This window comes from Caldicellulosiruptor hydrothermalis 108, assembly GCF_000166355.1.
GTDB classification, from domain to species: domain Bacteria; phylum Bacillota; class Thermoanaerobacteria; order Caldicellulosiruptorales; family Caldicellulosiruptoraceae; genus Caldicellulosiruptor; species Caldicellulosiruptor hydrothermalis.
In genome coordinates this window covers 748,877-762,273 of record NC_014652.1, presented here as the reverse complement: position 1 = coordinate 762,273, position 13,397 = coordinate 748,877, and the positions used below count along the sequence as shown (strand labels likewise).

Genomic DNA, 13,397 nt, shown 5'->3' with positions numbered 1-13,397 from the left:
AAAATGTTCAACACCAAACCTAAACAACTTTCTTTCATAGACCTATTCTCCCACCTAAAGGCTTCGGCTCTCTACAAGCCTGAAAGCCTCTTGGGCTTGTTCAATAAATTCATTGACTTGTCACATTATATACCTTCTTCTTTCTACAATGCCTACTACAAATATTTCGGTAAGCATAGATACTTCTCTTTAGAATCTATGCTTTGTTGCTTCCTCGTCCAAAAATTGCTCAAACTCAATACTTTAACTCAGCTTCGTGCTGTCTTACTCAACTCATTCGAACTTCGCTCATTTTGTAATCTTCATGGCAATGTCCCTTCTATCTCTACTCTCTCTCGCTTTAGAAAAATATTTGCAAGTGAAATCCATAAACTTTTTCAAAATATCTCTATCCATGCACATAATATTTCCATCCAACAATGCCCTCAAGATTCTTCAATCTTAATCTTCGACACAACAGGTATTGTCCCAAAGGTTCGTGAAAACAATCCTAAATTCATTCATCTACTGCTGAAAAATACCTCAAAAGCTAACCCTGAACTTCCCTCTGAAAAAGTCTACTCTCTCGTTTATTCTTCTTTGCCTAAAACTGCTAACGCTAATTCTAACATCCGTCTTATGTTTGTAAATGGCCATTTCTGCTGGGCTTTAAAATTTGCAGTCATTACCAACGCTCTCGGTATCCCTTTAGCTTTAGTACCTCTGTTTAACTATGATTCCCCTTCCTCTGACCCACAAGAAGCAAAAGCTATCTCCGACTCTAAAGGTTTAATTCCTTCGCTCGAAACTTTATTCTCTTATATCCCCAAAAATTTCTCCACTTTCATCGCCGACAGTGCTTTGGATTCCCACAACATATACTCCACTTTAAAAAATACCTTTAACTTCTCCAAAATCGTTATTCCACTAAATACAAGAGCTTCTAAAAATACTACACCTACATCAGACCCCAATATCGTTATTTCTGAAGATGGTATCCCTATCTGCAAAAAGTTCAACAAACCTTTTAAACCCGAAGGCAAATGTCAGGGTAAAAATCGCTCTTTGCGCCTTAAATGGACTTGCCCTATGTCACAATACAAAGATGGCAAACGCATCTGCTCTTGCCCTCAGCCTTGTACTACCTCTAAATCGGGTAGAATGTTCTATACATACCCAGATAACTTTCGCTCTTTCCCAGGTATCAACAGAAATTCACAAGAGTTTTTTGACCTCTACAAAAAACGTGTCGCTGTAGAGCAGACTATTTACCACCTGAAATCCTACATGGGCTCTGATACTATCTCTACTTATGACCATATTTCTATTTTCTCTGATTTCTTGCTATCTGCCATTACTTTCTCGCTCTTGTTTATTCTCGCTCACAATATCAAACTCTATTGCTCTAAATTGACTATCAAAAAACTTAACAAGCTCAAAAAACTTATCGCTTAATACTACTATTTTTTAAATCTATTTCTTACAAAAAATTTCTGGTTTTGTTTTTACTTAACCTTCTAAAACAAGGAGTTAAGAAGGCTTAGGATATTATTGTCTTTTTTGAAGTTGTTAATTTTTGTCATATGTTTGTTGCTGATTATTTTTGTTGGTATTGATAATATTTGGTTTTCACTTCTCTTTTCTTTTTGTATCTTGATTGTATTTCATGTTAGTATTGGTGCCTTTTACCTTCAATCACCACCTATTTTGCAAACGCCTATGAATTATTAAGTACTTATACTTTTTTTTTACTCTTTAAAAGCACCTGCTGTTAATCCTGTAACTAAAAACTTACTTCCAATCAAAATTAGAATTATTGATGGCAAAGCATATATCATACTTCCTGCCATCAAGTAATTCCATTGAGTCCCAAATTCTCCCACAAAGGTAAATAATCGGATGCTAAGTGGATATAACGTATCATCTTGCAAAAGAGTAAGAGGAAATACAAAATTATTCCATCCTTGTAAAAATGCAAATAATGAAGCGGTCGTTAATGCTGGTCGAGAAAGCGGTATTACGATTTTGGTGAAAATTACCCATAATGAAGCACCTTCTATTTCAGCAGCTTCCATCAAAGCTGTAGGGAAAGAATTCATATAGGGGATTAACATTATTATTATGAATGGAATACCAAAAGAAGAAATAGCTACAATAACTCCTATAAATGAGTTCAAAAGATTGATTTTTTGAAATAAGAGATATAATGGTATAATCGTAGATGTTATCGGTAACATTTGTATTAATTGTAAGGTAAATGAGGAAGCTTTCTTGAATTTCAGTTTTAGCTTAGCAAGTGCAAATGCAGCAGGGGTTGACAGAATTAAAATTACTAACATACTTCCCCCCGTAATAATAATACTATTTAAAAAAGCATTTCTAATACCTTTAATTGCTGTTGAATAATTTTCAATTGCTTCCTTAGGATGAGGTGGAAAGAGATAAGGTGGTTGATGAAAAATTTGTGGTGTTGTCATCATACTCCCAATTAGTATGTACCATATAGGAAAAACTATCAAAATTACTGGAATCAAAGCTACTAGAGTAATTTTCCATTTTTTTTCTCCTTGCTGTTTTCTCCTCATTTTTCTCATTTTTTACTCCTCCACTTTTATCTGATTGAGAATACTTACAGCTATTACAATTATTAAAATCATTATTACAGTTGTTGCTGTACCTATACCAAAATTATAATCAGTAAATGCCAGCTTATATGCTAAAGTACTGAACAGATGTGAAGAATTACCTGGTCCTCCCCCTGTTATAATCCAAATTAAATCAAATACTTTTACAGTGAATATTGTACCAAGGAGAATTGTAGTGATAATAACGGGCTTGAGAATTGGCAATATTATATAAAACACCTTTTTATAACTAATAGCACCATCTAATTCGGCCACTTCGTATATTTCTCTTGGTATGCCTCTCAATCCTGTGTATATCATTATAAAGTTGAAAGGAATTCCTAACCAAATATTAGCAATAGTTACAGAATAAATAGCTTTGCTTGCGTCTGTAATCCAAGGTATTGGATGTCGAATCAGCCTCAATGATAAAAGCACGTTATTTAACAACCCTGTATCAGCAAAAAAAAGCTTAAATACTGTTGCGCTTACCAACACAGGAACAAACCATGGTAACATTACAAGAGCAATCATAAAATTTTTTCCTGGAAAGTCATTATCAAAAAGCAATGCAATTAAAAAGCCAATAATAAATTGAAACAATATTGACCCTACTGTAAATATAATTGTATTTAAAACCACTCTTGTAAATACTGGATCTTTTATAATATCGATATAATTTTTCAATCCTATAAATTTGCTATTTCCTTCCATTAAACTCATTGCTGTTGCATCTTTGAAGCTTAATAAAAGGTTATAAATAAGTGGATAAAGAGTAAAACATACAGTAAATACCAAAGCAGGAAGTATAAATAAATACTTTGTACAATCTTCCCTTCTACTCATTCAGCCTTCTCCTTTCTAATACAGGCCGTGGAAGGCACTTTTACATGCCTTCCACGGATTTATATAATACTTTCCACCACTATTTGCTTACTTTCTTTAAAGCTTCATCGGCTTCTTTTAACCATTGCTTATACTCTGATTCAGAAGTAAAGAGTTTTCTTATCTTTTCAGCTGCATCACTAAAGGCTTTTTGAGCACCTAAACTGCCTGATAAAACCTTTTGAATTGCTTCCCTTGTAATTGCTGATATCTGAGTATATTTTTCTCCTCCACCTGCAGCAGGTCGTGGCAAAGCATTTTTTGCTTGTTCAGCAAATACCTTCAAATCTGGTCTTTCTTTTATCATTATATCAATAGCCGATTTCCGTGTAGGGATCCGCCCTGTATTTTTACAAAATTCAGCCATATTTTTAGAATCATATAAAAATTTCAATAAATCAACTGCAACTTCTTCCTTCGGCGATTTAGAGGTCGAAGGTAATGCAAAACATTCTCCCCCCGCAGGTACAACTACTTTCCTCCCCTTTTGTGGCACTGGAATATAAGTTATATCAAAATTTATTCCATATACTAATCCATGCTTTTTAAAATCAGCTAGATTATTCTCTGTTAGTTCCCAACATCCTTGTATAATCATTACCAAACGTTTGTTTTTGAAATAAGTAGTAAGGTCTCCTTGCCCCCAATTTAAAACATCTCTCGGAGCATAGCCATTTTTTACAAGTGTAGCCCATAAGTTAAGTGCCTCTATTGATTCTTTTCTGTCCAGTGCTAATAAGTTTCCACCATTGCTCCATAAAAATGGTTCAAACTGCCATGTTGCTTCTTCCGTATTGGTTGCAGAAAATCCTATTGGATATACATTTTTGGGGAGTTTTCCTTTTAATTTTTTGCAAACTTCCAGCAATTCTCCCCACGTCTTGGGAGGAACAGTTATTCCTGCTTGTTTGAAGTAATCCTTGTTGTACCATAATGCAAGATTGTTAGTATCATGATGTAATGCCCATATTTTACCTTTATAAGTTACAGCTAACTGAGAACCTGGTGTAAAGTCATTCCATATACCCCATTTTTTTACTATATTTGTTATATCTTTAAACACACCACTTCTTGCTAGATATTGGACATCTGGGTTGTCAGCAAAAACAATATCTGGCATCTTTTTACTCATTGCTTGAACAATAAGTTTTTTCACTAACTCACCAAACGGAACATAATTATGAATTATCTTTACATTTGGATGCAGTTTCTCATACTGTTTAAACTGTTGTAATAAATAGTATCCAGTACCAGTTGTTTGGTCAGTTGAATGGTAAGTTTGAACAGTCAGAGTAATTTGTTGCGAATTACTAGCTTTAGTCAGATACATCGCATTTCCTAAGAGAAGAGTAATGCCAAATACTACTAGTATCACCCATACTTTCCATATTTTCTTGAACCTCATAGTCTCCCTCCTTTTTTCCTGATTGTATATAAATGCCACCCGGGGGCATTATACCTTAGAATTTAGCTATATTATGAATGTAATATAATATCATTTAATACGCATTATTGCAGATGGCTATAAAAATTCTGTCTTTATTTTAGATTTTTATTAATCTCTTCTTAATACCATATTGGTCCGAAAACTATAATTGATACCTTTTCTTATTTCTATACAGTATAAATTGTATCAACATTCTGTGCTAAATTTCTAATACAATTTTGCATTTTTTTATAACAATTTTGCTTTTGAATAAAGTTAAAAAGTAGATGACAAAATAACACTGTAGTAATGTAACTTACCGAATAAATGATATTTCTATTTTAGGTAATAATTGTACAGGAAATAGAAAAAAAAACCTATCTGATGTAGTAAAATAAGAAAAAATTAAATAATAAAAATGACCACAAAGAATGGCTTACATAAAAATTATACCATTTCACAAAATATTAAAACGAGTATTTTTTAAATCTATGAAGTTATAGACAAAGTACTTAACATTTTTGAATACTAAGTTAAGATACCCAAAAAAAGAAGAACAAACGCGGCACACCGAATGGATTTATTTTAAAACAAATAATAGTGCGTTTTGTTGTGTAAAAGAACAAAGTATTTAGTCTTAGGAATTAGAGTTCAACATAAAGGAAGGGAAATTGTTTCAGAGTATTATAAGACTTAATAATAGTCCCGGCTGTAAATTACTTACTTGATAGATAAATACATAAATCCAGTTAGCGGTTATTGTATCTTTCTTAAATATCCGTGGTACAACTAATTGGTAGAATTACGACATGTTTATAGATTTGAGTGAAATAATTGTAATAAAATTTTATTCAATAATTTAAAAAAGTTTATTATTTTATTTCTTCTTTACCATAAAATACCAAAAATTACTTCTAAAAACTTTAGAGATAATATAGATTTCACACTCTCTTTTTATATTGTAAAGGTGTTACACCTACATGCTCCTTGAAAACCTTAATAAAATAACTTACATTGTCAAAACCCACCTCAAATGCTATTTCTGATATGCTAAGATTGGTATTTTTGATAAGCTCTATAGCTTTTTCCACCCTAAACTTGTTTATATAATCGATTGGAGTAAGGTGGGTAATCTCTTTGAAAAGCCGACAGAAATAGTACTTACTGAGGTTAGTAATTCTACTGAGGTCTTCTATCTTTAAGGGAGCAGCGTAATTTGAACTGATATAATCAAGAGCAGATTTTATCTTTTCAAGTCTCCAGTTAAATTCTTTATCATAACTATTACTGACAATATACCCTTTAGCAAAGAGATTATAGAATATCATAAAAAGATTTGATTTTACAAAAAGTTCATAAGCGCATCTTTTTTCTTTCCATATCCTTATGAGGTTAAATATCAAATCTCTCAAAGAAATGTCTTCAACAAAATGAGGAACTAAAAGTTTTCTAGTTTCAATCAGCTGTAAATATTTGCTTTTGCAAATATCTGACTCTCCTGAATAGAGCATATTTAGGTTAAATACAATTGCATACGCCTCAGGAGAGTCAATAGCCTTTCCAGAATGGATTGAACCGCAGTTTACAAACAAGAACTGATGAGGTAATAATCTATACTCTTGACCATCTATAGCAAAACTTGCCAAACCTTTTTCAAGGTAGATTATTTCAAACTCATCATGCCAGTGTGGCAAAACTGGGTTATTTTCAGGCACAAACAGATTTCCGTATACATTTATTGGGAACATTGGACTTCCATGTTGGACTTTTTCTTTGAGTTTTATCTTTTCATCCATTATCTCACCACCACCAAAATACTGTCTTAAGCTTTAATATAATTTTATTTTATCACAAATGCACAAAAACAAAAAAGCCGTCTTTTTTACAATTCATTCGAATAGGTGTAAAGATATTTACCATAGCGAAAAGATGTACGAAAATACTGAAGAGCAGAAGGCTATAAAAAGAAGAGAGACCAGCTAATTAAAGTCAAGAGGTTTTTAAAAAAATTTTGAATAAATTTTTTTCATTAATTTTCTAAAAAGGCGCAAAAAAGCTAAACCATCCATCTTCAGTTAACATAATAAATGGAGGCTTCTAAGTATTATGGTTAACCAATGTACTTTCAATAAAACAATTGCTTATTTACAGTTCACAACTGCTGCTTTACTAAAATACTTTTGAATATGTTCTTCAGGTGTTCTGAATTCAAAAGGTTTATTGTCTCTCACTACAGCAAAGATAATACACACTATCTTCCTCATAACAGCACCTAAAGCGACTCTTTTGGGCTTTTGTTGGCACTTTCTCTGATAATACTCATATAGCACAGGATTACAGGGCTGGTTATTTCTCTTAGTCCTAATAATTAGCAAAAGCTACGCAGAACAATACTCTTCGCAATATTTCTGAACCTCTTTTTGACATTTTGTTCTTCGTACCAACAAATTGCCCTGCTTGAACTACCGAGGGGTCTACACCAAAATATGCAACTAATTTGTTCGGTTTTGAAAACTTCTTGAAGTCTCCTACCTCAGCCAAAATGGTCACTGCTGAGATAAATCCTACACCAGGAATTGTTTGTAAAAGTTCTATTGTCGAAAGAATAGATTCTCCTGTTTGCGAACTCTCCTTAATTATTTCTTCAATAGCTTCAATTATTCGTTGGATGCTTTTCTCCAAGGTTCTTATAGTATCTATGTAAATTTTTAGCATGGTTATGTTTGCTAAATCGGAAATAGAAATTTCTCTAAACTCCTGAGCTTTCTTATATAGCAGCTCGTACTTTTCACAAACCCACAGATAGCTTTAATGAGAATTTTGCTGAATCACAGATATTAATTCATTTCTGTCCGCATTGAGAATATCTTCTAGTGCAGGATATTTTCCTAACACAACTAAAGCAGTTTTTGAACAAATCCCAGATTCAATAGTCTCAAGAGGCAAGATAATTATGTTTGATTGATTTAATTTGTAAAGTATAACAATTCTAAAAGCATCAATTTTGTGATTTTTTACTTTTCTTATTGAGATATTTTTAATAGAATCAGATTGGAGGGGATTTAAGATAAGCATTTCCAATCCGATTTTAGTGAAGTAGTGAAAGAGGATTTTGGGGTAATGCCCTGTTGATTCCATAACAACTACATGGGCAGCTGCAAAATTCTTTCCTACTTTTTTAAGCATGTCAGTAGCTTTCTTTAAATCTGAAGAGTTTTGTTTGCAATCGAGCAACTATTTTATAAGAAAGTAAAATAATAGCAATTTCGCTTAAAGTCAAGCAACACAAATACCTGCAATAGGCCTTTCTGTCATTTGTAGTAAGTTCTTCTTCATATGTTGTTTTAAATCAAAGATTTCACAATTAATTTAGGCAAGGAAGTTCCATTCCGCTTGAAGGTAAGTAAATAACCTTGCGAGTGATAGGAGAAATCAGCTTTTTGAAGTGAGCTAACCTCTATCAGCCAAAGTGTTTATACTTACCTTGAATAGAATGATTAATCTTTTTTTACGGGTAATCAGAAAGTTTAAACTTTCTGTCTGTCCCCAGGACCATCTCTCAATTAATTTCCATGCTTAAAAATAAAAAAGATCATAACACAATATAAAGACGCCATGGCCAAGAAGCCAGCTTAAAAAATACATAACCACTTTCCTATGTGGCTCTCAATATGAAACCCCAGGTTAAAAAAGAGAATTCTTTATTCTACGTTCCCTATCCTCATTACATACAAAACAGAAATGACTTATTTCCTTGTTGATTTGACTCAACTTATGTTAATCAAACATTAAAATGCTATATTATGCCTTTTTTTCTAAAGAAGCGTACGATAATAATTATGCAAGCCACCCTCTTCATGAGGGCGGCCACCATATATCTTTTATTTTTTCATCTTCATAACCTCTTTTGCTTTATTTATAATCTCCTCTGCTGTAAGTTTATAGAACTTGAGAACATCTTCAGGCTTACCCGACCTTCCAAACTCATCATTTACACCAACCATTTTTACCGGTACAGGATAGTTTTGAATCAAAACCTCAGAAACAGCACTTCCAAAACCGCCCAGCACATTGTGCTCTTCTGCTGTGACAATGCAGCCAGCCACTTTTGCAACATCTAAAATCAAATCAACATCAATCGGTTTTATGCACGGCATGTCAACAAGATATACTGAAATTCCCTCATCCTGCAGCATTTTTGCGGCCTTTATAGCTTCATGAACCATTAGCCCTGTTGCCAAAATTCCAACATCTGTCCCTTTTTGAAGAACAATGCCTTTGCCAAGAGTGAGCTTTAGCTCTCCTTTTTTGTAAATATCCTCAACACCAAGTCTACCCAAACGAATATAAACAGGTCCTTCATGCTCAATTGCAAGTCTTACACACTCATATGTGGATGTTGCATCAGAAGGAGAGAGTACCACCATCCCAGGGATTACTCTCATCAAAGCTATATCTTCAAGCATCTGATGAGATGCTCCGTCCTCGCCAATTGATACACCTGCATGTGATGCTCCAATCTTAACATTTAGATGTGGATAGCCTATTGAGTTTCTCACCTGGTCATAAGCTCTTCCAGCGGCAAAGACTGCAAATGTGCTTGCAAATGGAATCTTACCACATGTTGCAAGCCCTGCTGCAGTTGCCATAAGGTCCTGTTCTGCAATTCCTATATTGAAAAACCTGTCAGGAAACTTTTTCTTGAAAATCTCTGTCCTTGTTGATTTTGAAAGGTCAGCATCAAGCACAACAATGTCCTTGTATACTTCACCAAACTCAGCCAATGCCTGACCATATGCTTCTCTTGTTGCTATCTTTGCCATCTTATCCTTGCACCTCCAACATCTCAAGCTGCTTTTGTAGCTCCTCTAAAGCTTTTTGTGCCTGCTCTTTATTTGGTGCTGTTCCATGCCAGCCTACTTCATTTTCCATAAATGATACACCCTTGCCTTTTACTGTTTCAGCAATTATGATTGTGGGTTTTCCTTTTATTGTCTTTGCCTCGTTTACAGCCTTTTCAATCTGATTAAAATCATGTCCGTCAATTTTTATCACATGCCAGCCAAATGCCTTGAACTTCTCATCAACAGGCTCAGGTGACATAACCTCTGTGATTTTGCCATCTATCTGAAGCCCATTGTGGTCTAAAAATGCTGTCAGGTTGTCAAGTTTGTAATGTGCAGCTGTCATTGCAGCTTCCCAAATTTGACCTTCCTGAATCTCACCATCACCAAGCAAAACATAAACTCTATAGTCTTTTCCATCCAGCTTTGCAGCCAATGCCATACCGTTTGCAACAGATAAACCTTGCCCAAGCGACCCTGTTGACATCTCAACACCTGGCACCTTTTTCATGTCAGGATGGCCTTGGAGATTTGAATAAATCTGCCTAAAGCCTGTTAGCTCATCCTTACTGATGAAACCCCTTTCAGCCAAAACGGCATACAAAAGTGGCGATGCATGTCCTTTGGAAAGAACAAACCTATCTCTGTTTGGGTCTTGTGGATTTTTATGGTCAATATTCATCTCAACAAAGTAAAGATATGTCAAAATTTCAACGCCAGAGAGTGACCCGCCAGGATGACCAGACCCTGCCGAAGCAGTTTGAATAATTATACTCTTTCTTATCTCGGTTGCTATTTTTTTGAGTTCAAGCTCTTTTGCCTTGTCCATCTTAGCTTTTAAACCTCCTTTGTAAGATACAATTTTTGGATTGTGTTTTACCAGTTAACTGGTGGTTTAGTTCTTTTTTCTTTATATTATACCATTAAATCATTTTTTACTCAAACAGAAAAACCCTCACCTAAAACCTCACGAACATCTGTTAAAATCACAAAGGCTCTTTGGTCAATGCTCTTGACAAGGTTTTTGACACAGCTTACCTCATGTCTTTTTACAACGCACAGCAGAACATTTTTCTCTGTCTTTGTCCACATCCCAATGCCATGAAGCCCTGTTACACCTCTGTCAAGCTCTTTTAAAATTTTTTCAGCAATTATGTCAGATTTATCTGAGATTATTATGAGCGCCTTTGCAAAGTTTACACCTTCCAGTATTGCATCAATTAGTTTTGAACATGCAAAAAGAGTCAAAACTGCCCAAAGTCCAAGCTCATAGTTTTTAAATACAATCGATGCAAGCACAATAACAGCAACATCAAGTCCCAGAAGAATTTGGCCAACAGAGATGAACGAAATGAACTTGTGAATTATTTTAGCGAGCATTTCTGTCCCACCAGTTGTTGCACCAAACAATAGAACAATTGCAAGACCAATCCCCATCAGCGCTCCACCAAATACTGACGCCAAAAGCTTGTCATATGTAATGCAGGGGACAAATCTGGTGATGTCCGTGAGCACTGAAAGTATGACCGTCCCATAAACGCTTTTTACACCAAAATCCACGCCAATTGTTCTAACACCAAGAATAAAGGCAGGGATGTTAAGGGCAAGCATGGTCATACCAACAGGAAGCTTGTAATGTGAAACATAATATACAACTGTTGCAATGCCAGAAAAACCACCAGCTGCAATCTTATTTGGAACAAGAAAAAGATTCAGCGACAGTGCAACCAAAAGCGAACCAAAAGTTATTGCAGCATATTCATATATTATCCTGAAAATTTTTCTGGTCATTTATCTTCCCCCAAATATTCTGGTTTTCAAAACAACAAGTACAAATTTAGGAAGTGCAAGCATCCTTTTGAACCTCCAGGGCTGGGTAATTAACCTATAAAACCATTCAAGACCAAGTCTTTGGAACATCACAGGTGCTCTTTTTACCTCACCTGACAAAACATCAAGGCTGCCACCAACACCCATAATGAGCTTACATTTGAGCTTCTTTTTATTTTTGTAAATCCATTCTTCCTGTTTTTTCATACCCATTGCAACAAATAAAACATCTGCTTTTGAGGAGTTTATAATCTCCACAACCGTGTCATTCTCTTCTTCACTAAAATATCCATGATAAACCCCGCAAATCTCCAAATTTTTAAACTGTTTTAAAAGATTTTCTTTTGCTTTTTCGGCAATCCCCGGTTTTGCACCAAGCAAGAATACTCTGCAGCCCTTTTTCTCAAGCTCTGGCATAAGAGACATCATCATGTCAAAACCTGTGACCCTCTCAAATAGCTTTTCACCAAAATACTTTGATGCCCAAACAACCCCAATGCCGTCAGGAATATTTAGGTCGCTTGAGTTTAGCACCTTTTTGAACTTCTCATCTTTCTGTGAGAGCATAATCATTTCCACATTTGGTGTAAAAACAATATGGGGCGAGGACGTAGCCAAAAACTCAATGCATTTCTCTTTTGCTTTATAAAAGTTAACACAATCAACTCTCACATCCAGGACGTTTATGCTCTTCTTTTTCTTTATAGAATTTAGAGCCTCTTTTAAAATTTCAAAAGACTTTTCTGCTTTTTGAACCATATTTTGTGTGGTCTGCTCAATCTTTTTCAACATTTTTGTTTCAGATAACATGTATTGAATATTTATAAGCACATTGTTTATATCAAAACTGTCAACATATCCTGCCGGTTTGAGCCCATACATCTTAAGAAAACTATCAATTTTAGGGTCATAGGATATCCCAATAAATCTTGTATTCATTATTGCTGCAAAAATGAGACTGTGAAGTCTCATACCTACTATCAAATCAAAATTCCTGAAAACGCCCAGCAGTTCGTGAGGCTGAAAATTTTCAGAGAGAATATATGGTTTATTCTTCATTTTCGAAATAATTTCATTTATTTTTATTATATCCCACTTACCCTGAAATGGAATAAACACCACATTATATCCTTCATTTTCTATAAGAATGTCAGCAATTTGAGCAATCTTGTCGGCCATATCCTTTTCCTTTTTCCATTTCCTTACCACTATCCCTATTGTCTTTTTATTGAAGTCTATGTTATATTTTTCTAATAATTTTTCTACTCTCTTTTCGCAGCAGGGATTAAGTAAAAATGCAGGGTCTGCTGACAAGTCCACTCTCTTTTTAAGCTTTAGTCTATGCAACAGGTCAAAAGAGTCATAGTCTCTCACTGTTATATAATCAGCAAGTTTGATTATATGCTTGAAAATTAGAATATTATACCACTTTTTAATTGGTCCTATTCCTTGAGAAAAAATAAAAACCTTTTTACCAAACAGCTTGGCAACAAAAATTTGAAATAGGTAGTAATAAAGACTCCTATTGCTTGTCTCATTTTGAAACAGGCTTCCACCACCAGAAATAAAGATATCACACTTTTTTATTGACTTTACAACTCTCCAAATCTTCTTTCTGTTTACAGAGTCGACATTATAAAGCTTACTTGTAAGCTCGGGTCTTGAGGAGAGAACAACAATATTTAAATCTTCATTCTCTTCTCTTTCATATTCTCTTAGCTTATCTATTAAAACCCTCAGTATGGCCTCATCACCAGTATTCAATTGTCCATAATATCCTGATATTACAATATTTTTCATTTGATTTTC

At 34.4% G+C, this 13,397-nt stretch carries 9 protein-coding genes and 1 pseudogene; 1 reads left to right on the top strand and 9 read right to left on the bottom strand.

Annotated elements, in window-relative coordinates:
* The first annotated feature begins 3 nt into the window (after positions 1-3).
* The gene (locus CALHY_RS03565; RefSeq protein WP_013402019.1) at positions 4-1,434 is read left to right on the top strand and encodes an ISNCY-like element ISCahy1 family transposase; all 1,431 of its coding nucleotides are present in this window, start codon (positions 4-6) and stop codon (positions 1,432-1,434) included.
* Between the two features lie 293 nt (positions 1,435-1,727).
* Here the strand turns inward: CALHY_RS03565 and CALHY_RS03560 are convergent, their stop codons facing one another.
* The 9 genes and pseudogenes from CALHY_RS03560 to csaB form a co-directional block, all read right to left on the bottom strand.
* Entirely contained in the window at positions 1,728-2,573 is an 846-nt protein-coding gene (locus CALHY_RS03560) for a carbohydrate ABC transporter permease (protein WP_013402639.1), read from the bottom strand.
* Positions 2,574-2,576: 3 nt separating this feature from the next.
* Positions 2,577-3,449: a carbohydrate ABC transporter permease gene (locus CALHY_RS03555; protein ID WP_013402638.1), complete on the bottom strand. Its 873-nt coding sequence runs from the start codon at positions 3,447-3,449 to the stop codon at positions 2,577-2,579.
* 79 nt (positions 3,450-3,528) lie between these two features.
* The gene (locus tag CALHY_RS03550; protein WP_013402637.1) at positions 3,529-4,893 is read right to left on the bottom strand and encodes a sugar ABC transporter substrate-binding protein; all 1,365 of its coding nucleotides are present in this window, start codon (positions 4,891-4,893) and stop codon (positions 3,529-3,531) included.
* Positions 4,894-5,855: 962 nt separating this feature from the next.
* Positions 5,856-6,710, bottom strand: coding sequence for an AraC family transcriptional regulator (locus CALHY_RS03545; protein ID WP_013402636.1), 855 nt, complete (start codon positions 6,708-6,710; stop codon positions 5,856-5,858).
* 345 nt (positions 6,711-7,055) lie between these two features.
* Positions 7,056-8,203, bottom strand: a pseudogene (locus CALHY_RS03540) (IS110 family RNA-guided transposase).
* A gap of 592 nt (positions 8,204-8,795) precedes the next feature.
* Positions 8,796-9,737: a transketolase family protein gene (locus tag CALHY_RS03535; protein WP_013402635.1), complete on the bottom strand. Its 942-nt coding sequence runs from the start codon at positions 9,735-9,737 to the stop codon at positions 8,796-8,798.
* A gap of 1 nt (position 9,738) precedes the next feature.
* Entirely contained in the window at positions 9,739-10,587 is an 849-nt protein-coding gene (locus CALHY_RS03530; protein ID WP_013402634.1) for a transketolase, read from the bottom strand.
* A 110-nt stretch (positions 10,588-10,697) separates the two neighbouring features.
* Positions 10,698-11,549 (bottom strand): YitT family protein, encoded by an 852-nt coding sequence (locus CALHY_RS03525; RefSeq protein WP_013402633.1) that lies wholly within the window; start codon positions 11,547-11,549, stop codon positions 10,698-10,700.
* On the bottom strand, positions 11,550-13,388 hold the full coding sequence (gene csaB, locus CALHY_RS03520; protein WP_013402632.1) for a polysaccharide pyruvyl transferase CsaB: 1,839 nt from the start codon (positions 13,386-13,388) through the stop codon (positions 11,550-11,552).
* Positions 13,389-13,397 lie beyond the last annotated feature (9 nt).

Excerpts from the sequence above, each read along its gene's own strand:
- CALHY_RS03550 (WP_013402637.1), bottom strand. The coding sequence starts at position 4,893 with ATGAGGTTCAAGAAAATATGGAAAGTATGGGTGATACTAGTAGTATTT.
- CALHY_RS03555 (WP_013402638.1), bottom strand. The coding sequence starts at position 3,449 with ATGAGTAGAAGGGAAGATTGTACAAAGTATTTATTTATACTTCCTGCT.
- CALHY_RS03530 (WP_013402634.1), bottom strand. The coding sequence starts at position 10,587 with ATGGACAAGGCAAAAGAGCTTGAACTCAAAAAAATAGCAACCGAGATA.
- CALHY_RS03565 (WP_013402019.1), top strand. The coding sequence starts at position 4 with ATGTTCAACACCAAACCTAAACAACTTTCTTTCATAGACCTATTCTCC.
- CALHY_RS03535 (WP_013402635.1), bottom strand. The coding sequence starts at position 9,737 with ATGGCAAAGATAGCAACAAGAGAAGCATATGGTCAGGCATTGGCTGAG.
- CALHY_RS03560 (WP_013402639.1), bottom strand. The coding sequence starts at position 2,573 with ATGAGAAAAATGAGGAGAAAACAGCAAGGAGAAAAAAAATGGAAAATT.
- csaB (WP_013402632.1), bottom strand. The coding sequence starts at position 13,388 with ATGAAAAATATTGTAATATCAGGATATTATGGACAATTGAATACTGGT.
- CALHY_RS03545 (WP_013402636.1), bottom strand. The coding sequence starts at position 6,710 with ATGGATGAAAAGATAAAACTCAAAGAAAAAGTCCAACATGGAAGTCCA.
- CALHY_RS03525 (WP_013402633.1), bottom strand. The coding sequence starts at position 11,549 with ATGACCAGAAAAATTTTCAGGATAATATATGAATATGCTGCAATAACT.